This is a genomic window from Nocardioides sp. NPDC004968 (genome assembly GCF_040608935.1).
Taxonomy (GTDB): domain Bacteria; phylum Actinomycetota; class Actinomycetes; order Propionibacteriales; family Nocardioidaceae; genus Nocardioides.
Genome location: NZ_JBEXJF010000001.1, coordinates 289996 through 313574 on the forward strand (window position 1 = coordinate 289996; position 23579 = coordinate 313574).

Genomic DNA, 23579 nt, shown 5'->3' on the forward strand with positions numbered 1-23579 from the left:
GGTTGAGGAGCATGTCGAAGGTACGCATCGGGGCGGTCGCGGCCCACTTCGGACGCGATCTGCCGCGCGCGGTCGCCAAGCTCGAGGGGATCGTCGAGGACGCCCGGCGCAACGACGTACGCCTGCTGGTGCTGCCCGACGCGACCCTCGGTGGCTACCTCTCCGACCTGCGCCACCCCGACCCGCACGCGTTGCCGCCGGCCCTGAGCGAGGACTCCTTCGAGATCGGCCGGATGATCGCGATGGCCGGCGAGATGGTGGTCTGCCTCGGCTACGCCGAGGAGGTCGTCGTCGACGGCCAGGCGCGGCTCTACAACTCCGCCGTCTGTCTCAGCGGTGACGGCGTGCTCGGACGGCACCGCAAGGTGCACCAGCCGGCCGGCGAGTCGCTGGTCTACGCGGCGGGGGAGGGGTTCGCGGCCTTCGACACCCCGGTCGGGCGGCTCGGGATGCTCATCGACTACGACAAGACCTTCCCGGAGGCGGCCCGCACCCTCGCCCTCGACGGAGCCTCGGTGATCGCCTGCCTCTCGGCCTGGCCGGCCTCGGTCACCGACCGCGCCTCGCGGCTCCCGCAGGACCGCCAGTCGCGGCTCTTCGACCTCTACGACCAGGCCCGGGCCGCCGAGAACCAGGTCGTCTGGGTCTCGTCCAACCAGACCGGCGTCATGGGCGGGCTGCGGTTCCTGGGACAGGCCAAGGTGGTCGGTCCCGGTGGCGAGATCCTGGCCCGGACGACCTCCAAGGGCGGCCTGGCCGTCGCGGAGATCGACGTCGAGGCGGAGATCGCCAGGTCCCGGCGCGTCCTCCACCACCTCAAGGAGCTGACCCCGACGGCCTACACGTTCCCGGGGACCTCGCGATGAGGATCGCGCTGCTGACGTACTCCACCCGGCCCCGCGGCGGGGTCGTGCACACGCTGGCGCTGGCCGAGGCACTGGCGGCGCTCGGTGAGGACGTCCATATCTGGACCCTCGGCCGCCACGGCGACACCGCGTTCTTCCGGCCGGTCGACTCCGCAGTCACGGTCCACGCGGTGCCGTTCCAGGCCCGCGACGATGAGTCGGTGGGGGAGCGGATCGTACGTTCCATCGACGTGCTGCGAGCCGCCTTCGCGCAGCAGCGTGACCGCTACGACATCGTGCACGCCCAGGACTGCATCAGCGCCAACGCCGCCCTGCCCTGCATCCGCACCATCCACCACCTCGACCACTTCACCACCCCGCAGCTCGCCGCCTGCCACGAGAAGGCGGTCGTCGATGCGTACGCCCGGATCTGCGTCTCGCAGTCGGTCGCGGACGAGGTCGCGGCCGGATGGGGGTACGCGCCCACGGTCATCCCCAACGGCGTCGACGCCGCCCGGTTCGCGGCCGGAGCCGGCGACGCCGCCGGGCGCGAGGCCTGGCGAGAGCGGTTCGGCCGCTACGTGCTCGCCCTCGGTGGGATCGAGCCGCGCAAGGGATCGCTCGACCTGCTCGAGGCGTACGCCGCGCTGCGCGCCTCCGATCCCAGTCAGGCCGACCTGAAGCTGGTCTTCGGCGGCGGGGAGACCCTCTTCGACTACCGCGACTACCGGGCGGCGTTCGACGCCCGGGCCCGCGAGCTGGACGTACCCGTCGTCATCACCGGAGTGCTCGAGGAGGACGAGCTCCCATCGCTGGTCGCCGAGGCCGGCGCCCTCGCGATGGTGTCGACCAAGGAGGGTTTCGGGCTCGCGGCCCTGGAGGCCCTGGCCGCGGGCGTACCCGTCGTCGCCCGCGACCTGCCCGTGCTGCGCGAGGTCTTCGGCGAGACCGTCGCCTACGCCACGACGCCGGCGGAGATCTCCCTGGCGCTGGGCAAGATCCTGGACACGCGGCCGGACCCGACCGGCGGGCGGGACCTCGCCGCCGGCTACACCTGGGCTCGCGCGGCCCACGCCCACCGCGAGTTCTACAGCCGCATCTGAGGTTCCAGAGCCTTGCCGGGTTGACAGTCGCCGGTGACGCCCATCACACTCATCGCCATGAACCTGTCAGACAGGCAAACAGTCAAACCGATCCGGCGTGCCAACGCCATGGAGCTCGTCCTCGCCGAGCTGCGCTCGGAGATCGAGTCCGGCACCTTCCCCGTCGGCACCCGGCTGCCTTCCGAGGCGACCCTGGTCCGCGATCTGGGGGTCAGCCGCCCGGTCGTCCGCGAGGCGCTGCGGGCGTTGCAGGCGCTCGGCATGACGGAGTCGCAGACGGGGCGGGGCACGTTCGTGGTCTCCGACCGTGCCGCCGACAACCCGACATTCGGCAGCTACTCCGCACGCGACCTGGTGGAGGCACGTCGACATGTCGAGGTGCCGGCCGCCGGGTACGCCGCGGCTCGGCACAGCGGTGACGACCTCGACGAGATGCGCAGCCTGCTCGAACGGATGGAGCGCGAGGAGGACGGAGCGGTCTGGGTCGCACTCGACTCCCTGTTCCACATCGCCATCGCCCGCGCGTCTGCCAACCCGGTCTTCGGCAAGGTGATCGAAGAGATCCGCGAGGCCCTCGCCACCCAGTCCGCCCTGCTCAACAAGCTCGACGAGACGCGGCGTACGGCCTCCGACGCCGAGCACCGCCTGATCGTCGACGCCATCGCCTCCGGGTCCTCGGACACCGCCGAGGCGGCGATGCGCGCCCACCTCGAGCACGTCGACGGCGCGCTCGAGGACATCGTCCGTGACCCCACCACCGACAGGAACACCGACCGATGACCCTGCCAACCTCCACCGGGACCGAAGCCCTGCCCCAGCCCGCCGACGCGGGCGACGAGGGCTACGGCAAGTCCCTGACGCCACGCCACATCACGATGATCGCGATCGGCGGCGCCATCGGGACCGGCCTGTTCCTCGGCGCTGGCGGACGCCTGGCCAGTGCCGGGCCGTCGCTGGCGATCGCGTACGCCGCGTGCGGCCTCGTCGCGTTCATCGTCGTGCGCTGCCTTGGTGAGCTGATCCTCTACCGCCCTTCCTCCGGTGCCTTCGTCTCCTACGCCCGCGAGTTCCTCGGCGAGAAGGGCGCCTACACCGCCGGTTGGATGTACTTCCTGAACTGGTCGACCACCGGCATCGCCGACATCACCGCGATCGCGCTCTACGCGCACTACTGGTCGTTCTTCGCGCCGGTCCCACAATGGGTGCTCGCCCTGGGTGCCCTGGTGATCGTGCTGACGCTCAACCTGCTCTCGGTGCGACTGTTCGGCGAGATGGAGTTCTGGTTCGCACTGGTCAAGGTGGCTACGTTGGTGGTCTTCATGGCGATCGCGATCGTGCTCATCGTGACCCGGCACCCGATCGACGGCACCACCCCCGGACCCCAGCTGATCACCGAGCACGGTGGGATGTTCCCCGCCGGCATGCTCCCGATGGTTCTGGTCATCCAGGGCGTCGTCTTCGCCTACGCCTCCATCGAGCTGGTCGGCGTAGCCGCGGGTGAGACCGCGGACCCGCGCCGCGTCATGCCCCGGGCGATCAACACGATCATCTGGCGCATCGGCATCTTCTACGTCGGCTCGGTCGTGCTGCTCGCGATGCTGCTGCCCTGGTCGGCCTACTCCGCTGACGAGAGCCCGTTCGTGACCGTGCTGTCCCGGGTCGGCGTGCCGGGAGCGGGTGACGTGATGAACCTGGTGGTCCTCACCGCCGCGATGTCGAGCCTCAACTCCGGGCTCTACTCCACGGGCCGGATCCTGCGCTCGCTCGCCGCTGCGGGCACGGCTCCTCGCTTCGCCGCCGCGATGAACCGGCACAAGGTGCCCTACGGCGGCATCCTGATGACCGCCGGCGTCTGCGTCCTCGGTGTCGGGCTCAACTACGTCGTGCCCGCCCAGGCGTTCGAGATCGTCCTCAACCTGGCGTCGGTCGGCATCATCGCCACCTGGGCAATCATCCTGATCAGTCACACGATCTTCGTGCGCCGCAGTCGCACCGGCGAGGTCGAGCGTCCCGCCTTCCGGGTGCCGCGGTCGCCGGTGCCGCAGTTCATCGCGCTGGCGTTCCTCGCCCTGGTCCTGATCCTGATGTTCTTCGACCACGTCGGTCGGATCACGCTGCTCGCGATGCCGGTGCTGCTGGTGGCGCTGGTCGGCGGATGGTTCCTGGTCCGCGACCGGATCGACACCTCCACGTTGGATGCGCGATGAGTCAGTCCTACCTCATGCCACCGGTCGCCGACGCGGCTCCGATGCGGGTGCCGGCCCACGAGCCGCTGGTCGAGGTCTGGCGCGGCGAGATGGTCGAGGGCGTCCACCATGGCTCGGCCGTCCTCCTCGATCCCGACGGTCGGGTACGCCTGGCGGTCGGCGACATCGAGGCGGCGTTCTACCCGCGGTCGGCGGCCAAACCGATGCAGGCGGTGGCGATGGTGCGCGCCGGGCTCGACGTCAGCGACGATCTGCTGGCGCTTGCCGCGTCCAGCCACTCCGGCGAACCGCTCCACCTCGCGGCCGCCACCCGGCTGCTGGCCACCGCGGGCCTCGATGCGGACGCGCTGCGGAACCCGTCGGAGCTGCCGTACGACCCGGTCGAGCGCGAGGCATGGCTGCGTTTCGACCGGCTGCCCAGCCAGCTCGCGCACAACTGCTCGGGGAAGCACGCCGCGATGGTCGTGACCTGCGCGGCCGTGGGCTGGGCGCACGATCGCTACCTCGATCCCATGCACCCGCTTCAGGTCGCCGTCCGCGCCACCATCGAGGACCTCACCGGGCAACGGGCCGCGACGGTAACCGCAGACGGCTGCGGCACCCCGCTCTTCGGGATCTCGCTGCACGGGCTCGCGCGCGCCGTCCAGCGCCTCGTGCTCGCGCCAGACGACAGCCCCGAGCAGCGGGTCGCGGCGGCGATGCGGCGCCACCCCGAGATGGTCGCCGGCAGCCGCCGTGACGTCACCACCCTGATGCGGGCAGTTCCCGGACTGCTGGCGAAAGACGGGTTCGAAGGGGTCCAGGTAGCCGCCCTGCCCGACGGCAGCAGCCTCGCGTTCAAGGTCGCCGACGGCGCCGATCGGGCCCGCCTCCCCGCGCTGCTCGCCCTGCTGGTCGACAGCGGGGTCGCACCCGACGTCCTGGCTCCGTTCGCTCCGACCGGCCTGCGCCCCTCCGGCGCGCTCATCCAGACCCACCCCGACCTGAGGGAGAAGCCATGACCCGACCGACCCGCCGCGAGCACGACCTCCTCGGCGATCTCGACGTCCCCGCAGGGGCGTACTGGGGTGTTCACACCGCCCGCGCCCGCGCCAACTTCGCCATCACCGGCACCACGATCGGCACCTATCCCCACCTGGTGAACGCCCTGACCGCCGTCAAGGAGGCCGCCGCGCTCGCCAACCTCGAGCTCGGCCTCCTCGACCCCGAGCGTGCTCGGGCCATCGCGTCCGCGTGCCGGGAGATCCGCACCGGCGAGCTGCACGATCAGTTCGTCGTCGACGTCATCCAGGGTGGCGCGGGTACGTCGACCAACATGAACGCCAACGAGGTCATCGCCAATCGTGCTCTCGAGCTGCTCGGTCACGACAAGGGCAGCTACGACAAGCTCCACCCCAACGAGCACGTCAACCTCAGCCAGTCGACCAACGACGCCTACCCCACCGCCGTCAACATCGCGACCATCATCGCGGTCGGTGCGCTGGCCGACGCCATGCGGGTCCTCGAGGACGCGTTCGCCGCGAAGGCCGAGGAGTTCGGCGGCATCCTCAAGATGGGACGTACGCAGCTCCAGGACGCCGTGCCGATGACGGTCGGCCAGGAGTTCCGCACCTACGCGGTGATGCTGGGCGAGGACCGGCTCCGGCTGCAGGAGGCCGTCACGCTTCTGCACGAGATCAACCTGGGCGCGACGGCGATCGGCACCGGGCTCAACGCGCCCGCGGGATATGCCGAGATCGCCCGTCGTCACCTGGTCGAGATCACCGGTCTGCCGCTGGTCACCGCACCGGACCTGATCGAGGCGACTCAGGACTGCGGGGCGTTCGTCCACCTGTCGGGCGTGCTCAAGCGGGTCGCGGTCAAGGTGTCCAAGACCTGCAACGACCTACGACTGCTCTCCTCCGGGCCGCGAGCCGGGCTCGGTGAGATCAACCTGCCGCCGGTCCAGGCCGGCTCCTCGATCATGCCGGGCAAGGTCAACCCGGTCATCCCGGAGGTCGTCAACCAGGTCGCGTTCGAGGTCATCGGCAACGACGTCACCGTCACCATGGCCGCCGAGGCGGGCCAGCTCCAGCTCAACGCGTTCGAGCCGGTCATCCTGCACTCATTGGTCGGCAGCATCACCCACCTGGCCGCCGCCTGCCGCGTGCTCGCCGAACGCTGCGTCCGGGGCATCACGGTCAACAGCGATCTGACCCGCGCCCAGGTCGAGCGCTCCATCGGGCTCGTCACCGCGCTCAACCCCGAGATCGGGTACGTAGCCGCGACCGAGATCGCCCGCGAGGCGCTCAACAGCGGTCGTGGCGTCGCCGAGCTGATCCTCGAGCATGGCCTGATCTCACCCGAACGGCTCGCCCATCTGCTTCGGCCCGAGCACCTTGCGCACCCCGGCACCGCCGAGGAGCCCGGCATGCCCGAGTTGATCGGTTCGGACGTCGGGGGTACCGAACCAGGCGCGTAGCGCTTGTTCCTCGATCGCTGCCGAGGAGCGCCTGGTGCGGGGTAGGTCGGTTCCTGCAGGCCGAATGGAGCCAACGTTCACCCGTTGCGGGTGAACGGAACTCATGCTGCAGCGCCAACCATGGGTCCATGTTGCTGAGCTGACCTCGGGTGCCGGCCAGCATTCTCTGCGTCATCCCGATTGAAGGAGAACTTCTCACATGAGCTTCTGGGACATCATCTGGTTCATCATCGTGTCCTTCGCCTTCGTGGCGTACCTGATGATCCTGTTCAACATCGTCACCGACCTCTTCCGGGACAAATCGGTCTCTGGTGGAATGAAGGCCGTCTGGATGATCGGTCTCGTCTTCTTTCCGTTCCTCATCGCCGTGATCTACCTGATCGTCCGGGGTAAGGGGATGGCGGAGCGCCAGAACGAGGCGGTCCAGCACGTCCGGGCGGCACAGGACGAATACATCCGCTCGGTCGCCAGCTCATCTCCCGCCGAGGAGATCGCGAAGGCTCAGCAGCTGCTCGATGCCGGGACGATCACCCCGGAGGAGTTCGCCGCCCTCAAGGCGAAGGCCATGGCCACCTGACCGGCCTCCGCGCCAGCGCAATCGTCATCGCGCTGCCCGGTGCCAGTCGTCCGGCCGGGGTGATGCCCCGGCCTTCTCGGGGTGGCAACGTGACCGACCATGTCCACAAGCGCCCAGCCACCGGGACTGCTCTCCGCCGAACAGCTCGGTGAGCTGCTCGAGCTGACCAAGCAGGCCGACAGCGTCGAGCTCAAGATGACGGTGCCGAACGCCGAACGACCTCTGGCGGTGACAGCACTGGGGCTGGATCCGCTGGATGCCCAGATCCGGCAGGTGTACTTCTTCGACACCGCTGACCTCGCACTCAACCGACGCGGGGTCGTCGTCCGCGCGCGCCGGATCCGGGGACGGAACGACGACTCCGTCGTGAAGGTGCGGCCCGTCAACCCGACAGAGGTCTCGGCGGCGCGCAAGTCGAAGAACCTGTCCGTAGAGGTCGACGCGATGCCAGGAGGCTTCGTCTGCTCGGCCTCGATGAAGGCGACCCTCGGCCGCACCGACGTCAAGGAGGTCGCCGCGGGCACGCGCGCGATCCACAAGCTCTACACGAAGGAGCAGCAGAGCTTCTTCCGGGCCAACGCTCCCTCGGACCTCGATCTCGATGATCTGGTGCGCCTTGGTCCGATCACCGTCCTGAAGCAGAGGCTGAGACCAGAGGAGTACGCCGGCCGGCTGGTCGCCGAGCTGTGGCTCTACCCGGATGGCTCGCGAATCCTCGAGCTCTCCTCCAGATGCGCGCCCATGAACGCCTTCCAGGTCGCCGCCGAGCTCAAGGCGTTCCTGGTCAAGCGAGGGCTGGAGATCTCGGGCGACCAGCAGACCAAGACCACAACAGCGCTCGCGTACTTCGCAAGTGAGCTGGCCGCGTAGCCGCACCGGCGAGTCCGTGGTCCTCATCCGCCACGGACGACGCCTCGTCGCTGCTTCCGCAGCAGGATTGCTTCAGCTGTAGCGGCCAGGCACCGAGCGCGGGAAAGTCGAGTTGAGATCATGGATCAGAACCCGCGGGAGCCGGTAGCCGCCGGTGCCACAGATGCCCAGGCCTTCGAGATTCGGGTTGCCGGGCTGGTCCCGCAGCAGGTCCTGGTGCAGCTCGTCGACGTCGAAACCTCGTCGCGAGAGACGAGAACCGTGTTGATCCGCCGGTGTCGGGACCAAGCCGAGCTCCACGGGTTTCTCGCGAGACTTCGGACCTTCGGTCTCGAGGTCGTGGAGGTCCGACGGCTCATCACCGGGGCGGCGGACGAGGAGTCGAGCGGGGGCGACGCATGAGTGAGGTTGGGCCCGACGAGGAGGTCGTGTTCGAGCTGACCGTCGAAGGCGAGCTGGGTCCGGTGCTCCGTTGTGCGCTGCAACCGGATGCCGTGGAGCGGCAGCCGTGCACCGTCTTCCGAGCCACTGCCGGCGCGGGTCTCGGCGTCGCCGACCTCGTGGGACTGCTGGATGCGGAGGGGCTGACGGTGGAGAGCATCCGGGTGGCCGGCCTCAGATGAACAGCGAGGATCTGGGCCGCGAGGTCAGCGAGCCGCACGGTGGACAGGACACGCGGTTCGGTCGCGGGCCCGGCGCGGTGTCCGGCGCCGTCTACGGCCTCGTCTCGATCATCGCCATCATCGCCGGAGCCTCACACTTCGACGACTCTGCCGGCCGAGTCTTCGCCTTCGCCGTAGTCTCCAGCTTCGTGATCTGGACCGTGCACGTCTACGCGTCGATCCTGGCCGAATCGGGGTCGGAGCTCGCGCCGTGGCGCAGCGTCCTCGTCGCGGGCGTACGTCACGAGATCGGAATCGTGGAGGGTGTGTTCATCCCGCTGCTCATCCTGTTCCTCGGAGCGATCGGGTGGGTCGATGACGGACGTGCCATCGCCTGGTCCATGTGGTCCGGCGTCGTGCTCCTGGTTCTCATCCCGCTGTTCTGGCTCCGTCGGACGGGCCGCTCGTGGGTTGGGTCCTTGGTCGCGTCCGGGGCGTGCGGGCTGCTCGGCCTGGGGCTGACCTGGATGAAGGTCCTGCTGCACTGACCCACGCGAGCTGACGCATACGGGCTATATACGGCATCAGGACGTAGTACTAGCGTAAAGAGTCGCTCGGGACTGACGTTCCCCCTGTTCAATCCGTTGGGCGCACGTGTGCGCTTTGGTTCGATCTAGGAGGCACGTCGACGAGATGGGACCTCACCCGGGCGACGGCTGGTTCGGCATCCCGACGGTTCCCTCGGGACATGTGCCGCGGCCTAGCCTCTTGCAGATGCTCGATCGCAGTGACGACTGCTCGTTCGTGCTGGTCAGCGCGCCGGCTGGGACCGGGAAGACCGCCCTGGTGGCGGAATGGGTCGCGGCGGGCGGGGAGCAGGACAGCACAGCGTGGATCACCTTCGAGGGGACGGATGCCGCGTTCTGGCCCGGTCTCTTCGGGTGCCTCGAGAGCCTGGGCGTAGCGGTCTCACCCGATACGGTCCGAAGGAATGAGGGCGCGCTCGACCGCCAGGTTCGCCGGACGGTTGCGGAGGCGGTCTGCGGCCACCCGGCCCGACTGACGGTCGTGGTGGATGGATACGACCTGCTCTCTGCGGACGTGGCGGAAGATCTGGACTTCCTGTTGCGACACACCGGTGACCGTCTCCGGCTGGTGATGGCGACGCGGTCCGATCCGGTGCTTCCGCTGTATCGATACCGGCTCGATGACACGGTCGTCGAAGTGCGGATGTCGGACCTCGCCTTCACCGATGAGGAAGCCGGTGAGCTGACCCTGCGGGCGGGACTGACCCTGACACCGGACTCGGTGCACGCGCTCAACCTTCGGACGAAGGGATGGGCGGCCGGGCTGCGGTTCGGCGCACAGCTCCTGCGGCTGCGACCGGAGCCGGATCACGCGGTCGCGGAGATCGTCGGCGACACCGGGAACATCGCGGAGTACCTCGTGGGCGAAGTGCTGGCCGCCCAGAGCCCAGACGTACGAGCCCTGCTCCTGGCGACGAGCGTTCCCGACACGATCCAACCGGGACTGGCCGAGGCGCTCGCCGGTCCCACGGCCGAACGTACGCTGAACCTTCTGACCCGGGACAACGTGCTCATCGAGCCCGTATCGGGGTGTCCTGGGTGCTACCGCTACCACCCGCTCTTCCGGGACCTCCTTCGCGCTGTGCTCGCCTATGAATCGCCTGATGAGATGAGGCGCCTGCAACGAACGGCGGCTGAGTGGTACGCCCACGACGGTCAGGTCACTGCGTCCGTCGGTCACTTCGTGGCGATCGAGGCCTGGGAAGAGGCGGCCGCAGAGGTTGTCGACGATCTGGCAGTCGGCCAGTTGCTGCTCGATGACAGCACGAGCGCCTTGACCCGGTCGCTGCGGTCGATCCCGTCCGAGCTGGAGGACCCCGCGTCCACCGTCGTGAGAGCGACCCTCGCGTTAGGAGCCGGCGACACCACCGGGTTCACGAACGAACTGGCTCAGGTGCGGACCGAGCCGGGGGAGCCATCAGGCTCTCATCCCTGGGCCACGAACGTCGCGGTCAGGGTGCTGGAAGCCGTGGGGGCGCAGGCGTCGGAGGACCCGGGTGAAGCGATGTCCCTCGCCACGGCGGCCGAACAGGCATTGGAAGCGCCGGCTCGCGGACCGAAGGGGAACTCCCGCCCCGAGCTGATCTCTCTCGTCCTTGTCAGCAAGGGCATCGCGGCCCTGCGCCAGGGAAGGCTGGCGACGGCAGATGCGATGTTCAAGTCTGGCGTCGCCGCGGCCGTGAGCGCCGGGTCCGAGGCCGTACTCGTGGAGTGTCTGGGCTACCAGGCCGTCATCGCCTGCTGCCGAGGCAAGCTCTCCAGGGCCGCGAAGCTCGGGGATCGAGCGATCGGTGCGGCCGAGCGCATCGGTGCCAACGCAGCAGACCGGTCGGCCGCCGCCCGGATAGCACGCGGCTGGGTGGAGATGGATCGGTACGACCTGCGCGCGGCTGCCGATCACGTTCAGGCGGTCGAACGACTGGACCTGCCGTTGCGTGATCCGATTCCCCATGCTTTCCTGGCCCTGATCAGGGCGCGCCTCCAGGTGGCGCACGGTGACCGGCTGGGCGCAGTCGGCAGGCTCGAGCAGGCGGCCGCCGGAGTCATGGACGAGAAGGGGTGGCTCGGTCAGCAGCTACGCATCGAGCTCGCCCACGTTCGAGTCGCGGCTGGTGAGCCGGAGGCGATGGCTGAGGTCGCGTGCTTCGACGACCAGCCCGAGGCTGCCCTCGTCGTCGGGCTTGCGCAGCTGCAGCTGGGTGATCCGGACGCTGCCGACGCCGCGATGTCCACGGTCCTGTCCAAGCGGGCTGCTGTGCCGGTCCAGGTCTCCGGCTGGCTGGTGGAGTGTGCGCGTCGGCTCCACGACGGACCATCAGTGCGGGCACACGCGGCGCTCCACCGGGCCCTCACACTGGCTTCGCAGGAAGGAGTGCGACGCCCGTTCCACGAGGCGCCCTCGGTGGTGCGGCAGCTGCTCGTGCGGGACAAGCAGCTGAGCGCTGAGCACGAATGGCTCTTCGAGATCTCGACGGCGCCTTCACGGCGGTTGTCCGTCCAGAAGGGCGCGCTGACTTCGGCCCCGGCGGGCCCTCCCGCACCCGTGTTCGAGGAGCTCACGGAGAAGGAGATGGAGGTCTTGGGGCACCTGGCGAACCTCCTCACCACCGAGGAGATCGCAGGCGTCATGTACATCTCCGTCAACACGATCCGCACCCACGTACGCAACATCCTTCGGAAGCTGGGTGTCAGTCGCCGCAACGCTGCCGTCAGGCGTGCGCGCGAGCTGGGGCTCCTACCGCAGTGAGCAGTGGCTTCGAGCCGCTTCGGTTCATCCACAGAGGATGAAGTCATCGGCGCGGACATCGTTCTACGGTCAGACGGCTGGAGTCCCGCCAGCCGGAGACCTGGAGGAAGCCGTGACCGCACCAGACGTGAGCGCCCCGCAGCCCGGGCTGAGTGTCGGGCCGACGAGCGAGTTCAGCCTGTTCTTCCGGGTCAAACCCGGTGAGTCGGTGTCCCTGCGCAACGCATTGCAGGCGCTCCAGGACACCCCCGGCTACCGGCCGGGCGACTACGGGATGGCGATCCAGACCATCCACGAGGCGCGATTCGTGCTGTTCGACGACGACACCCGGCTGGCGTTCATCACCAGCTTCGACGGTCCGTGGGACGCCTACATGGAGGACTTCTTCACCTCGGGTCCGACGCTGGCACTCTTCGACCTGATCTTCAGCCATGTCGAGGGGTACGACGGACTGCCGGACGTGGCGGCCGTGCGCTCGTTCGTCTTGGGAGCCGAGCAGAGCGCCGCGGCGTACGCCCGCAACTACGGCGGGACAGTCAAGGAGATCCGCAAGGCGCAGCGTGTGAACAGCGCCTTCCAGCAGGTCCTCGACCACCCGCAGGCCGCCGAGATCCTCGAGCATCCCGCGATGCAGCCGCTGCTCGACGAGGCCGGCGACTAGCCCGCGCGAGCGGGGCGAGGAGCAGCAGTGTCTGATCACATCTCAGGACCGCGTGCCCTGGCCGATCCGATCGCGGACATCACCGACTTCTACGCGTTCCCGAGCCCCGACTCCCCGGGCCGCCTCGTTCTCGTGATGAACACGCTGCCGATGGCCAAGCCCACCGACTTGTTCTCGGCGGGGTTGCTCTACCGCTTCCGGCTGCGCCCGCTGAGCGCTCCTGCCGCGGGCTCGACCAGCGGGGTGTTCGTCCCGGGTGAGGAGGAAGTGGTCCTCGACTGCGTCTTCGACTCACCGGAGCATGTGACGGACCCGGAAACCGGTCGGCCGGACCACGAGCAGCACGGCAGCTGCGTCGCGCCGGGCGGCGAAGAGGTCACCTTCCGCGTCAACGACGAGTCCGGAGGTGCTGGCGGGGGAGTACGTGTCTTCGCCGGGGTGCGTTGGGACCCGTTCATCATGGACGCCCGCGCCGCGCTGGCCACGATCGCGACGCGGAAGCTCGCGTTCACCGAGGACGGGTCGATCTTCCTGGACGGCAAGAACGTACTGAGCATTGTGGTCGAGATCGACTCGGGTCTTCTGCCACGCGGGATGCTCATGGGTGTGGTCGCCGAGACCCTGACCCGGGGCGAGTTCAACGTACGCATCGAACGGGTCGGCCGGCCCGAGGTGAAGAACATGATGCTGGCGCCGAAGGACTTCGACCAGGTCAACCGCGATCTGGAGATCCGCGACCTCTACAACATGGAGGACGCCTTCCACCTCGGCGAGTCGTACTACGGGGCATTCCGGGCGCGACTGGATGCCAACCTCGCGTTCTGGGACTGCCTCGACGGCAAGCAGGACTGGCCTCTCGGAGAGGACGGGAGCCACCCGCTCACCGACCTCGTCCTCGCCGACTATCTGGTCGTCGACCCCACCCTCCCGTACGCCGAGCAGGGGTCCTTCCTCGAGATCGAGCTCGCCGCCCGACGTGGCGAGCCGCATCAGACCTGCGGAGGCCGAGCCCTGAACGACGACGTGATGGACGCGCTCTTCACCCAGCTCGTCAACGCAGGCCACGGCCCCACGATCCGCGACGGCGTCGACTCCGCCAGTCGTCCGGCCACCGTCACGTTCCCGTATCTGGTCGCGGCGAACCCGGACCCGCCAGAACCTCCGGAGCATCACTGACATGGACGAGGTATCCCTCGAGCTGGACGACATCCAGTCCGGTGCGCTGTTCGAGCGCCCCTCGCCGTACGTGGGTGTCTACCTGCTGCTCAGCATCCGCGATGGCCAGGACGGCCGTGAGCTGGTCCGGCGGCTGCACCGGCTCCTCACCGCCGCCGGCGAGGCCAGCGAGGCAGGCAAGACCTCGCTGACGGTCGCGTTCACCTACCAGGGACTGAAGGCGCTCGGCGTGCCGAAGGCGTCCCTCGAAAGCTTCGCCCCCGAGTTTCGGCAGGGCATGGCGGCCCGGGCCGAGATCCTGGGTGACGTCGGTGAGAGTGGTCCCGACCATTGGGAGAAGCCCCTCGGAAGTGCCGACGTCCACGTCGCCATATCGGTGCTCGCTCCCGACGAGGACCGGCTTCGGGCCGTCGCTGAGAGGGCCCGCCGAGCCCATACCGAGCTGCCCGGGATCGAGCTCATCTGGCGCCAGGACTGCTACCAGCTCGCGACGGGACGGACGTCGTTCGGCTTCAAGGACGGCATCGGCCAACCGGCTGTCGAAGGAAGCGGCCGTCCTGCCACCGACTCGCGCGAGCCCCCGCTCAAAGCCGGAGAGATCATTCTCGGCTACCCCGACGAGACGGGCGAGCTCGCTGCGATGCCGTCCCCTGAGGTGCTGGGACGCAACGGCACGTACGTCGTGTTCCGCAAGCTGCACACCAAGGTGGCGGCGTACCGGTCCTATCTGCGGGCGCGGGCGAAGTCGCGCGCCGAGGAGGAGCTTCTCGGGGCGAAGATGGTCGGCCGCTGGCAGAGCGGCGCCCCGCTCGCGCTCGCTCCGGAACGCGACGACCCGGAGCTCGGGAGCGACCCGGTCCGCAACAACGACTTCGCCTACGGGGACGACCCGCGCGGCTTCAAGTGCCCGGTCGGTGCCCATGCGCGCCGCGCCAACCCTCGCGACGCCTTGGACCACGAGGGCAGCGTCGACGTGCGGCTGCACCGGATGATCCGGCGCGGCACCAGCTACGGCCCGCCACTGCCCGACGGCGTGCTCGAGGACGACGGGGCCGAGCGCGGCATCATGTTCGTCTTCGCCGGTGCGCACCTGAAACGGCAGTTCGAGTTCGTGAAGACCCAGTGGCTCAACGACGGGATCTTCATCGGCGCCCCGCTCGAGGCTGACCCTCTCGTCGGTCCGCACGGCGAGGCCGGCACGTTCACGATCCCGCAACGACCGATCCGGCGCCGGCTCCAGGACCTGCCGCCGTTCGTGGTCACCCGCGGCGGCGAGTACTGCTTCGCCCCGAGCCTGGGCGCGCTGCGCTGGCTCGCGGACCTGGAACCCGACGACCCCGCCACCGAGAGAGGAAGCAGATGAGCACCTCGAGCACCGACCGCTGGGCCGCACTCGACTTCGCGCCACCGGACCCCGACGTCGAGGAGACCGAACCGTCGGTCCTCCTCGACTACCTGTCCGACGGCAGCGTCGCCCGGATCACGCTCAACCGCCCGCACGCCGACAATGCGATCTCGACCGAGATGGGCGCGCTGCTGACCGAGGCCGTCGAGGAGATCGCGGTGCGAACCCGCGTACGGGTCGTCATCCTGACGGGTGCCGGTGAGCGGGCGTTCTCGGTCGGCAGTGACCTGCGCCAGCGCAAGGCGATGACCAAGGAGGACTGGCTGCGCCAGCGCCAGGCCTTCGACCGGACTTTGTACACCGTGCGCCAGCTGCGCAAGCCGATCTTCGCCGCCGTCAACGGCATCGCGTACGGCGGCGGTTGCGAGCTGGCTCAGAGCACCGACTTCATCATCGCCTCGACCGCCGCGACGTTCGGTCAGCCCGAGGCGATGCTCGGCCTGGCTGCCGGGGGCGGCTCGCCGGCGCTGCTGCCTCGCCTGCTGCCGCGTGGCAAGGCGCTGCAGATGCTGATGACCGGCGACCCGATCCCTTCGGCGGAGGCATACCGGCTGGGCATGGTCAATGAGCTGCACGAACCCGGTGACCTCGTCTCAGCGGCACTGGGGATCGCGGACAAGATCGCCGGCAACTCGCCGACCGCGGTCCAGGCGGTGAAGCGGGCCGTGCACCTGGGGGAGGGGCAGCCGATCGAGGAGGCGGTCGCGATCATGATGGACGCCCACTGGCGCTCCGCGGTCCACCCCGACCGCGTCGAGGGCATCGGCGCCTTCAACGACGGCCGCGAACCCACCTTCGCCGACTCCGACTTCTGACCCACACGTGATCCGCCCCAAGGAGGCTGAACCAACATGACCGTTGCCGATGAGCTCGAGGCAGCCCGCGCCGCCCTGGTGATGATCAACCCAGCGCCGTACAACGCCGAAGCACCACCGGGCGCCCTCGCCGCCGACGTCACGCCGACCGAGCTCCACTACGTACGCAGCAACTTCGCGGTGCCCGATCACGACGGCACCCTGGAGATCGGCGGCGCGGTCGGCAAGCCCACGACCCTGACGCTCGAGGACCTGCGGACGATGCCCGCGCACGACCGCACGGTCACCCTCGAGTGCGCCGGCAACGGCCGCCTGGAGATGAGGCCGCTACCGACCGGCGAGCCCTGGGGAGACTTCGCCGTCTCCACGGCACGGTGGACCGGAGCGCTGCTCCATGACGTTCTCGCGCAGGTCGAGCCGGCGACGGACGGGGTCGAGCTCCTCGCCACCGGCGCCGACCACGGGCCGTACCACCTGCAGGCGATCCTCCCCGAGACCGACCAGGACAACCTCACCTTCACCCGCGCGCTGCCACTGTCACAGGCCACCGACCCCGAGTCCGGAATCCTCATCGCCTACGAGATGAACGGCCAGCCCCTCGGGCGCGACCACGGCGCCCCGTTCCGGCTGATCGTCCCGCACTGGTACGCCGTCGCGTCCGTGAAGTGGCTCGAACGTCTCGATGTCCTCACCGAGCCGTACACCGGAGAGTTCCAGACCGGTCACTACATCTACGAATGGCTCGACCGGCCCCACGAGCCCGTCACCCTCATGCGGGTCCGCGCCCGCATCACCGAGCCCGCCCCGGGCTCGGTCCTCACCCAGGAGACCTGCATCGTCCGCGGAAAGGCCTGGTCAGGCACCGGTCCGGTGACGAAGGTCGAGGTCAGCCTCACGGGGGAGGGCGACTGGCAGCCGGCGGAGCTGGACCCGGCCACCCCGGGCGACTTCGGCTGGCAGGACTGGAGGTTCACCTGGGACGGGATCGGCGTCGGCCGGCACACTCTTCGAGCCAGAGCGACCGACGCTGCCGGGAACGTGCAGCCCGACGTACCGCCGTGGAACCGCCTCGGCTACGGGAACAACGCCATCGAAGTCATCTACGTCGACCGACGTTAGCCCTCCAGGGTGTGCTGCGCGCACACCGACATGGGCTCGGCATCCCTCGCGGTATGCGGCTCGCCATTCGTACGTTTCGAGCATGTCAGCTACGACGGAGCCACCTGCATCCAGCCGCCACGCGCTTGCCGAGGCGGGCGTACGACCGGTGCCGCGCTATGCACGATTCGTTCGCGGCTTGCAGCAGCGGTTGGTCATCGACATGCCCGGCGGACCGCGGATCATCAGCTTCGCGACTGTGATCAACTTCCAGAAGTGCCTGATGTTCGCCTACCTGGGCGCACTCATGTGGCTCTACAACGACCACACGCCGGCTGCCTCGAGTACTGCGGCATGGATCTATCTGGCCCTGCACGGATCGTACGGACTGGTCTGGTACCTCAAGGACAAGACGTTCCCGGATCCCGGGTGGCAGCATCGGCTCACTGTGCCGGGCGCCGTGAACGCCATTCTCGCCGTCCTCGGTTGGTACTGGCTGTTCGGCTGGCTGCTGATCTCCGGTCGCGGAGGGGACTATCCGATCGATGACAACCCTTGGTTCGCGGTGTGCATCACTCTCGTCGTGCTGGGTTCGGTGGTGATGATCGCGGCCGACGCGCAGAAGTTCTTCACGCTGCGCGTCGAGCGCGGTCTCATCACCGACGGGATGTTCAGCTTCGTACGGCACCCGAACTACACCGGCGAGATGATGATCTACCTCGGATTCGCGTTGATGGTCTGGCACTGGTTGCCGTTCCTGGTGCTGGCCTGGGTGTGGGGTGGTGTCTTCACGGCGAACATGCTGGCCAAGGAGGCGAGCATGAGCCGATACCCCGAGTGGGCGGCCTACAAGGCGCGCTCACGGTGGGTGATCCCCTTTGTCCTCTGATTGACGCTTCCCCTGCTCAGCGCTTCCGGGGCTGGGTCCGGGGAACCACGCTGCGGTCCCCGGAGGTGACCATCGCGTGAATCGGTGCGGCGCTGACCCGCAGGAGCGTGGCGAGGCCGCGGCGGCCCTGCTGGCGGGCGAGGGCTGGCCCTAGGGTGGTCATCAGGGCGGTGAGGGCTGGCATCGGACGCCCGAAGAGCGTGATCTCGCTGATGCGCGCCTCGTCGTCGAAGCGCAACAGCTGAGCCTCCTCGAACGGTTGGCCGGCCACGTGTGCCCGGTAGACGAGCGCGTACGTGTCTTCCTGTCCGGTCTGCGTGTGGAATCGGATGTCCTCGACGGCCTTGAACGCCTCGGTCAGGAAGTCTCGTAGCTGGGTGGTTCCCTCGAGGCGGAACTGGTCGGTGAGCGGCGAGCTGAGGACGATGGTGGGGCTCAGGCAGGTGACGGCGGCGTCGACGTCACCGCTTTCGGCGGCGGCACGCCAGCGTGCAACCGTGGTGTCGAGGTCTGGCGTGTCTGGCATGGATGTCTCCTGACATCGACGAAATGGACTTGGGGGAGGGGTGGCGGGTCGTTGGCCGTCAGCCAGGGAGGTGGTTCATCTTGCGGATCTGGCTGTCGAAGATCCGGGCGGGTGCGAAGCGGCGCAGGACGCCTGCGCGTCCGGCCAGGGTGCCGGCGGTGTAGCGCAGTTTCGGCGTCGGATCCGTCGCGGCCGTGACGATGACGTCGGCGACGACAGCGGGGTCGTCGCCGACCTTGAAAGCTTCAGCCATCACGCGATCGAAGGTGTCTCGCTGCTGTGCGTAGACCTGAAGGGGCGCCTCAGGCTGGATGCGCTTGGCCTCGAATCCGGTCTTGGTGTAGGCGGGGTCGACGAGCAGCGACCGGATGCCGTGCTCGCGGATCTCATGGTCGAGGGATTGGGAGTAGCCCTCGATCGCGTGCTTCGAGGCGCCGTAGACCGCCATGTAAGGCGCCGGGATGAATCCCTGCACGGAGGAGAGGTTGATGATGCGGCCACTTCTCTGCTCTCGCATGTGCGGCAGCACCGCCTTCACCATGCGCATGACTCCGAAGACGTTGATGTCGAAGATCTCCTGGGCCTGGGTGACGGAACCTTCCTCGGCCGCGCCGACCGAGCCGATGCCGGCGTTGTTGACGAGGACGTCGATCTGCCCGAATCGCTGGATCACTTGCTTGACCACGGTGGCGGCTGAGGCGTCGTCGGTGACGTCGAGGTCGAGGAACGTCACTCCCTCCGGCGGAGTGGCACGCGAGGTGTCGCGGCTGGTTCCGATGACCTCGAACCCTGCCTTTGCCAGCGCGAGCGCCGCCGCCTTGCCGATGCCGGAGGAGGCACCTGTTACGAGTGCCACGGGGCGAGCTGTTGTCATCGTGAGTTTCCTGATCCTAGGAGTGTGTTGTGATTTCCAACTGACCTGGCCAACCTAGACCAGTGAGTTGGAAAAGACAACACACCGGCCTATGGTGGGGAGATGACCGATTCCGACATGCGCCCCGGGATCCGCATGGCCGAGCAGCCCCTGGAGGTCCGCCCGTGCTCGCTCGCCGGGGCCCTCGAGGTGCTGGGTGAGCGTTGGTCGCTCCTGGCCCTGCGCGAGATCGGCTACGGGGTTCACCGCTTCGCCCGCATCGCCGGCTATACCGGGGCCTCGCGCGACATCCTGGCCGACCGACTGCGCAAGCTGGAGGCGGCGGGCGTCGTCGAACGTCGGCTGTACAGCGAACACCCGCCCCGCCATGAGTACCACTTCACCGAGGCTGGCAGGGAGTTGTTCCCGGTCATGCTCGCGCTGTCCCAGTGGGGCGACAAGTGGGCCGTCGACGCGCCGGCACTGAGCCGCCGGCACTCGTGTGGTCAGCCGGTCCAGGTCGATCTGGTCTGCCACCACTGTGGCGAGCCGGTCACCCGCGACACCATTCACGCCGAACCTGCCAACGCCTGAACGGGGCTAAGGACTCGAGGGACGAGACGTCAGAGCCCGCGCCAGGCCGACCACAGCTGGGCGTAGCGGCCATCGCCCGCGACGAGCTCGTCGTGGGTGCCGGTCTCGACGATCCGGCCGTGCTCCATGACGACGATCCGGTCGGCGGACTCGGCCTGGGTGAGTCGGTGGGCGATCACCAGCGACGTACGTCCGGAGGTGACCGCCAGGGCGGCCCGCTCGAGGTCGCGCGCGCCGCTCGAGCCCGCCTCGGCGGTCGCCTCGTCGAGGACGACGGCGACTGGGTCGGCGAGGAGAACGCGCGCCAGGGCGAGCTTCTGGACGAGCGCGGGGGTCAGCTGGTGGGCGCCGTCACCGACGAGGGTCTCGAGCCCGTCCGGGAGCGCGGCCACCTCGGCCCAGGCCTCGACCTCGCGCAGCGCCTTCTCCAGCACCGCATCGTTCGCGTCGGGTGCGGCCAGCGTGAGGTTGTCGCGGACGCTGCCGGTGAAGGTGTGTACCTCCTGGGTGACCAGGGCTGCCTGGCTCCGGCCGTCGCGGACCGGGAGCCCGCCCACCATCACGTCGCCGGCGCTCGGGGTGAGCTGGCCGGCCACCGCCGCGCCGAGCGTCGACTTGCCCGCGCCCGAGGCCCCGACCACCGCGACCAGCTCCCCGTCGGCAAGAGTGAGGTCGACGCGGTCGAGAGCCGGCCGGCCCGGCACGTACTCGTGATGCAGGCCGGTGACCACGATGCCGGAACCGTCCGGCTCGCCGGCGGCTGCCGGGGCCGGGCGCTCGAGGAGAGCGAGCCCGGCGAGGCGTACGAGCGAGGCGCCGACCGACTGCACGTCGTCGAAGAGAGCGATGACCGCGCCGATCGGGTTGAAGAGCCGGTGGAAGTAGAGGGCGGCAGCGGTGACGGCGCCGACGCTGGCGGCATCCGCGCGGACGAGGAAGAAGCCGGTGCCGAGGATGGCCAGCAGGCCCATCAGCTCGGCCCGGTTGTTGCGGCCCAGGAAGCGCATCAGCATGGCGAACACCTCGACCGAGATCGACGCCGAGGTCCACGAGGCGGCGCGGACCTTCTCCTGGTGCTGCGCGGCGATGCCGTACGCCCGCAGGGTCCGGTTGCCGTGGACGCCGGTCAGGAACGCCTCGGCGCGCACGCCGTTGGCCTCGCGCTCGCGGCGGTAGTAGGGACCCGAGCGGGGGAGGTACCAGCGCAGCGCCATCACGTAGAACGGCGCCGCGAACAGGCCGGCGAGCCCGAGGCGCCAGTCGAGCGCCATCAGGCCGGCGGTCGTGAAGACGATCGCGATCACCGAGTTGAGCATGAGCGGGACGACGTCGGCCATGGAGCCGCCGATGAGGCGTACGTCGTCGCCGACCCGGGACACCAGGTCGCCGCTGCCGCTCTCCTCGAGCCGCTGGGTGTCGAGGTGCAGGGCCCGGTCGAGAACCTCCTCGCGGAGCTCCGCCAGCGCCGGCTCGGCCACCCGGGCGAGCAGGTGGATCGAGACCGCCCCGGCCGCGCCGGCGACGAGCGCGGCCCCGAGGATCCAGGTGCCGGCGGTGATGATGTCGGATCCCGGGGCGCCGGCGCCGACCAGGTCGACCATCCGGCCGAGCATCCAGGGCGCCACCAGACCGGCCAGCCCCTCGAGGGCGAAGACGGCCAGGCATGCCGCCAGCAGGAGCGGACGGCGGGTGAGCAACCGCCGCGCGAGGCCGGCCGCCTCTCGTGGTGTGGAGACGGGAAGCTGTGTAAGGGTCGGGCCCTGGGTGGTCATCGCAGCACCGCCGCGCAGTAGTCGGTGTGGGCGGCCAGCTCGTCGTGGGTGCCGCGGGACTCCACCCGGCCGGCTCGGATCCAGACGACCTCGTCCGCGGCAGCCAGGAGCAGCGGGCTGCTGGTGAACAGCAGGGTGGCGCGGTCGGAGCCGGGGCCGTGCCGGAGGCGGCGTAGCTCTTCGGCGACGTACTGCTCGGTGACGGCGTCGATCGCCGTCGTGGGGTCGTGCAGGACGAGCACCGGCGCCTCCGCCGCGAGGGCCCGGGCGAGACCCAGCCGCTGGCGTTGGCCACCGGAGAGGCTCTGCCCGTCGACTGCCACGTGCGTGGCCAGGCCGTCGGCCGCGATCGCCACCAGCTCGGTGGCCGAAGCGGCCGCCAGAACGGCCGTGACCTGGTCGTCGTCGAGGCGGTCGAGCGGGTCGACGTTGTTCCGCAGCGTGCCCTCGAAGAGGTCGACGTGGTGGTCGGTGACGAGCAGCCGGTCGCGTACGTCGGGGAGCGCGAGCTCGGTGAGGGGCTCGCCGCCTAGCCTTACGGTCCCGCGCTCGGGCAGCGACTCCCCGTGGAGCAGGGACAGGAGAGTGGTCGGCACCGCCGGTTCGTCGGCGACCACCGCCACCAGCCGCCCCGGCGGCACCGCGAGCGACAGCTCGGCGACCGGGCCGGCGGCGACATGGTCGAGCTCCAGATCGTGGCCGTGCGCGCGTCGCTCGCCCTCGACGACCAGCGCAGGCGTCGAGAGGAACCCGACGATCCTTGCCGCCGAGGCGCGAGACTGCGCCACCCGGGCGACCAGGGCGCTGAGCATCCGCATGGGCTCGGCCACGAACTGTGCCAGCCCGACGACCGCCACGAGCTCGCCGATGCTCAGGTCGCCGGAGAGGGTCCGCAGACCGGCGACGATCGCGATCACCGCCAGGAAGACACCGCTCCCGGCGGACGTGATGCCGGTCAGCAGGCCGGCCCAGCCGGCCGCGGCGACGCTGGTGTGGGCGGCCGTACGACTCTCGCGGCGATAGCGCTCCAGCGCGACCTCCACGCCGCCGATGCCCTTGAGCGGCCGGATCCCGCGGATCAGGTCGCTGGCGATCCCCGTCGTACGTCCCAGCGCCTCCTGCCGTCGCGCACTGCGGTGGGCGAGGCCCGGCGCGACCAGGTGGGTGGCGCCGAGGACGAGGGGTACGCCGACCAGGACGATCAGGGCGAGCCACGGGTCGATGACGGCGAGCACCACGCCACTCACCACCAGCCCGATCGTGCCGGCGGCCGCCAGCGCCACTTGCCGGATGACCTCGCCCACCAGGTCCGCGTCGCCGGTGGCCAGCGCCAGCAGGTCCCCGGAGAGCCGGTCGGTCCGTGCGCCACGCGGGTCGAGCACGTGCCCGGAGACCTCGGTGCGCAACCGGTGGCTCTCGATGTGGACGGCACGGTTGGCGATCCGGGCGCCGAACCGGTAGGACAGGCTCAGCACCAGGAAGTGCAGGCACAGGACCACCGCCCACAGCACCAGCTCGCGCAGGTCGCCGGTCGTCACCGCCCGGTCGATCATCACGCCGATCAGCACCGTGACCATCGCCTCGCACACCTGCCACAGCGTGATCAGGGCCGACGAGGCGAGCACGGCGCGCCGCTGACGGCGCAGCGACCGCCGCATCAGCGCACCCGGCGTACGGGGTGTGGACACCGGGGTCCTCCAGAAGTCCGAAGCGGTTGGGTTAGGACAGCCTAACTTGGGTGTGTCTGGGTGGGAACGGCGCCTCGTCGAAGGGGACGAGCTGTAGCGCTTTG

Annotated in this window: 23 protein-coding genes; 19 read left to right on the forward strand and 4 right to left on the reverse strand. The window is 69.4% G+C overall.

The features are described 5' to 3' along the window. Positions 1-11: 11 nt before the first annotated feature. From ABZU72_RS01375 to ABZU72_RS01460, 18 genes are all read left to right on the forward strand, one after another. Positions 12-866 carry a carbon-nitrogen hydrolase family protein gene (locus ABZU72_RS01375; RefSeq protein WP_355017116.1) on the forward strand — a complete coding sequence of 285 codons (855 nt, stop codon included), beginning with the start codon at positions 12-14 and terminating at the stop codon, positions 864-866. Continuing rightward, entirely contained in the window at positions 863-1948 is a 1086-nt protein-coding gene (locus ABZU72_RS01380; protein ID WP_355017117.1) for an MSMEG_0565 family glycosyltransferase, read from the forward strand. Before ABZU72_RS01375 ends, ABZU72_RS01380 begins: the two co-directional genes overlap by 4 nt. Before the next feature lie 57 nt (positions 1949-2005). Next, a complete protein-coding gene (locus ABZU72_RS01385) occupies positions 2006-2728 on the forward strand; it encodes a FadR/GntR family transcriptional regulator (RefSeq protein WP_355017118.1) in 723 nt (240 codons plus the stop codon). Next, positions 2725-4155: an amino acid permease gene (locus ABZU72_RS01390; RefSeq protein WP_355017119.1), complete on the forward strand. Its 1431-nt coding sequence runs from the start codon at positions 2725-2727 to the stop codon at positions 4153-4155. The genes ABZU72_RS01385 and ABZU72_RS01390 overlap by 4 nt, the downstream gene beginning before the upstream one ends. After that, the gene (locus ABZU72_RS01395; protein WP_355017120.1) at positions 4152-5156 is read left to right on the forward strand and encodes an asparaginase; all 1005 of its coding nucleotides are present in this window, start codon (positions 4152-4154) and stop codon (positions 5154-5156) included. Before ABZU72_RS01390 ends, ABZU72_RS01395 begins: the two co-directional genes overlap by 4 nt. Next, on the forward strand, positions 5153-6616 hold the full coding sequence (locus tag ABZU72_RS01400; protein ID WP_355017121.1) for an aspartate ammonia-lyase: 1464 nt from the start codon (positions 5153-5155) through the stop codon (positions 6614-6616). The genes ABZU72_RS01395 and ABZU72_RS01400 overlap by 4 nt, the downstream gene beginning before the upstream one ends. A 199-nt stretch (positions 6617-6815) precedes the next feature. Then, complete coding sequence (locus ABZU72_RS01405; protein ID WP_355017122.1) at positions 6816-7193, forward strand: SHOCT domain-containing protein; 378 nt, start codon at positions 6816-6818, stop codon at positions 7191-7193. 99 nt (positions 7194-7292) lie between these two features. Then, positions 7293-8063 carry a hypothetical protein gene (locus tag ABZU72_RS01410; RefSeq protein ID WP_355017123.1) on the forward strand — a complete coding sequence of 257 codons (771 nt, stop codon included), beginning with the start codon at positions 7293-7295 and terminating at the stop codon, positions 8061-8063. A 120-nt stretch (positions 8064-8183) separates the two neighbouring features. Continuing rightward, on the forward strand, positions 8184-8465 hold the full coding sequence (locus tag ABZU72_RS01415) for a hypothetical protein (RefSeq protein WP_355017124.1): 282 nt from the start codon (positions 8184-8186) through the stop codon (positions 8463-8465). After that, positions 8462-8686: a hypothetical protein gene (locus ABZU72_RS01420; protein WP_355017125.1), complete on the forward strand. Its 225-nt coding sequence runs from the start codon at positions 8462-8464 to the stop codon at positions 8684-8686. Before ABZU72_RS01415 ends, ABZU72_RS01420 begins: the two co-directional genes overlap by 4 nt. Continuing rightward, entirely contained in the window at positions 8683-9213 is a 531-nt protein-coding gene (locus ABZU72_RS01425) for a hypothetical protein (protein WP_355017126.1), read from the forward strand. The genes ABZU72_RS01420 and ABZU72_RS01425 overlap by 4 nt, the downstream gene beginning before the upstream one ends. 226 nt (positions 9214-9439) lie before the next feature. After that, on the forward strand, positions 9440-11998 hold the full coding sequence (locus ABZU72_RS01430; RefSeq protein WP_355017127.1) for a LuxR C-terminal-related transcriptional regulator: 2559 nt from the start codon (positions 9440-9442) through the stop codon (positions 11996-11998). 112 nt (positions 11999-12110) lie between these two features. Continuing rightward, positions 12111-12659, forward strand: a complete 549-nt coding sequence (locus ABZU72_RS01435) for a hypothetical protein (RefSeq protein ID WP_355017128.1) — start codon at positions 12111-12113, stop codon at positions 12657-12659. A 27-nt stretch (positions 12660-12686) separates the two neighbouring features. Next, positions 12687-13835, forward strand: coding sequence for a DUF4331 family protein (locus ABZU72_RS01440; protein ID WP_355017129.1), 1149 nt, complete (start codon positions 12687-12689; stop codon positions 13833-13835). A 1-nt stretch (position 13836) separates the two neighbouring features. Beyond that, complete coding sequence (locus ABZU72_RS01445; protein ID WP_355017130.1) at positions 13837-15198, forward strand: Dyp-type peroxidase; 1362 nt, start codon at positions 13837-13839, stop codon at positions 15196-15198. Then, the gene (locus ABZU72_RS01450; protein WP_355017131.1) at positions 15195-16055 is read left to right on the forward strand and encodes an enoyl-CoA hydratase/isomerase family protein; all 861 of its coding nucleotides are present in this window, start codon (positions 15195-15197) and stop codon (positions 16053-16055) included. The genes ABZU72_RS01445 and ABZU72_RS01450 overlap by 4 nt, the downstream gene beginning before the upstream one ends. A gap of 36 nt (positions 16056-16091) precedes the next feature. Next, positions 16092-17174: a sulfite oxidase gene (locus ABZU72_RS01455; protein WP_355017132.1), complete on the forward strand. Its 1083-nt coding sequence runs from the start codon at positions 16092-16094 to the stop codon at positions 17172-17174. Positions 17175-17256: 82 nt separating this feature from the next. Beyond that, entirely contained in the window at positions 17257-18042 is a 786-nt protein-coding gene (locus ABZU72_RS01460; protein WP_355017133.1) for a DUF1295 domain-containing protein, read from the forward strand. A gap of 16 nt (positions 18043-18058) precedes the next feature. Here the strand turns inward: ABZU72_RS01460 and ABZU72_RS01465 are convergent, their stop codons facing one another. Together ABZU72_RS01465 and ABZU72_RS01470 are read right to left on the reverse strand one after the other, a co-directional pair. Next, positions 18059-18568, reverse strand: a complete 510-nt coding sequence (locus ABZU72_RS01465) for a nuclear transport factor 2 family protein (RefSeq protein ID WP_355017134.1) — start codon at positions 18566-18568, stop codon at positions 18059-18061. Positions 18569-18626: 58 nt separating this feature from the next. Further along, positions 18627-19442, reverse strand: a complete 816-nt coding sequence (locus tag ABZU72_RS01470; RefSeq protein WP_355017135.1) for an oxidoreductase — start codon at positions 19440-19442, stop codon at positions 18627-18629. Between the two features lie 102 nt (positions 19443-19544). On the opposite strand from ABZU72_RS01470, the gene ABZU72_RS01475 reads away from it, so the two are divergent. Continuing rightward, positions 19545-20015 carry a helix-turn-helix domain-containing protein gene (locus ABZU72_RS01475; protein WP_355017136.1) on the forward strand — a complete coding sequence of 157 codons (471 nt, stop codon included), beginning with the start codon at positions 19545-19547 and terminating at the stop codon, positions 20013-20015. Positions 20016-20044: 29 nt separating this feature from the next. Here the strand turns inward: ABZU72_RS01475 and ABZU72_RS01480 are convergent, their stop codons facing one another. Further along, a complete protein-coding gene (locus ABZU72_RS01480) occupies positions 20045-21787 on the reverse strand; it encodes an ABC transporter ATP-binding protein (RefSeq protein ID WP_355017137.1) in 1743 nt (580 codons plus the stop codon). Continuing rightward, a complete protein-coding gene (locus ABZU72_RS01485) occupies positions 21784-23475 on the reverse strand; it encodes an ABC transporter ATP-binding protein (protein WP_355017138.1) in 1692 nt (563 codons plus the stop codon). Before ABZU72_RS01485 ends, ABZU72_RS01480 begins: the two co-directional genes overlap by 4 nt. Between the last annotated feature and the right edge of the window lie 104 nt (positions 23476-23579).

Bases quoted from the DNA above. Each gene is read 5' to 3' on its own strand.
- ABZU72_RS01480 (WP_355017137.1), bottom strand. From the start codon at position 21,787: ATGACCACCCAGGGCCCGACCCTTACACAGCTTCCCGTCTCCACACCA.
- ABZU72_RS01430 (WP_355017127.1), top strand. From the start codon at position 9,440: ATGCTCGATCGCAGTGACGACTGCTCGTTCGTGCTGGTCAGCGCGCCG.
- ABZU72_RS01465 (WP_355017134.1), bottom strand. From the start codon at position 18,568: ATGCCAGACACGCCAGACCTCGACACCACGGTTGCACGCTGGCGTGCC.
- ABZU72_RS01475 (WP_355017136.1), top strand. From the start codon at position 19,545: ATGACCGATTCCGACATGCGCCCCGGGATCCGCATGGCCGAGCAGCCC.
- ABZU72_RS01400 (WP_355017121.1), top strand. From the start codon at position 5,153: ATGACCCGACCGACCCGCCGCGAGCACGACCTCCTCGGCGATCTCGAC.
- ABZU72_RS01450 (WP_355017131.1), top strand. From the start codon at position 15,195: ATGAGCACCTCGAGCACCGACCGCTGGGCCGCACTCGACTTCGCGCCA.
- ABZU72_RS01375 (WP_355017116.1), top strand. From the start codon at position 12: ATGTCGAAGGTACGCATCGGGGCGGTCGCGGCCCACTTCGGACGCGAT.
- ABZU72_RS01470 (WP_355017135.1), bottom strand. From the start codon at position 19,442: ATGACAACAGCTCGCCCCGTGGCACTCGTAACAGGTGCCTCCTCCGGC.
- ABZU72_RS01445 (WP_355017130.1), top strand. From the start codon at position 13,837: ATGGACGAGGTATCCCTCGAGCTGGACGACATCCAGTCCGGTGCGCTG.
- ABZU72_RS01410 (WP_355017123.1), top strand. From the start codon at position 7,293: ATGTCCACAAGCGCCCAGCCACCGGGACTGCTCTCCGCCGAACAGCTC.
- ABZU72_RS01380 (WP_355017117.1), top strand. From the start codon at position 863: ATGAGGATCGCGCTGCTGACGTACTCCACCCGGCCCCGCGGCGGGGTC.
- ABZU72_RS01455 (WP_355017132.1), top strand. From the start codon at position 16,092: ATGACCGTTGCCGATGAGCTCGAGGCAGCCCGCGCCGCCCTGGTGATG.
- ABZU72_RS01390 (WP_355017119.1), top strand. From the start codon at position 2,725: ATGACCCTGCCAACCTCCACCGGGACCGAAGCCCTGCCCCAGCCCGCC.
- ABZU72_RS01420 (WP_355017125.1), top strand. From the start codon at position 8,462: ATGAGTGAGGTTGGGCCCGACGAGGAGGTCGTGTTCGAGCTGACCGTC.
- ABZU72_RS01460 (WP_355017133.1), top strand. From the start codon at position 17,257: ATGTCAGCTACGACGGAGCCACCTGCATCCAGCCGCCACGCGCTTGCC.
- ABZU72_RS01405 (WP_355017122.1), top strand. From the start codon at position 6,816: ATGAGCTTCTGGGACATCATCTGGTTCATCATCGTGTCCTTCGCCTTC.
- ABZU72_RS01415 (WP_355017124.1), top strand. From the start codon at position 8,184: ATGGATCAGAACCCGCGGGAGCCGGTAGCCGCCGGTGCCACAGATGCC.
- ABZU72_RS01395 (WP_355017120.1), top strand. From the start codon at position 4,152: ATGAGTCAGTCCTACCTCATGCCACCGGTCGCCGACGCGGCTCCGATG.
- ABZU72_RS01425 (WP_355017126.1), top strand. From the start codon at position 8,683: ATGAACAGCGAGGATCTGGGCCGCGAGGTCAGCGAGCCGCACGGTGGA.
- ABZU72_RS01385 (WP_355017118.1), top strand. From the start codon at position 2,006: ATGAACCTGTCAGACAGGCAAACAGTCAAACCGATCCGGCGTGCCAAC.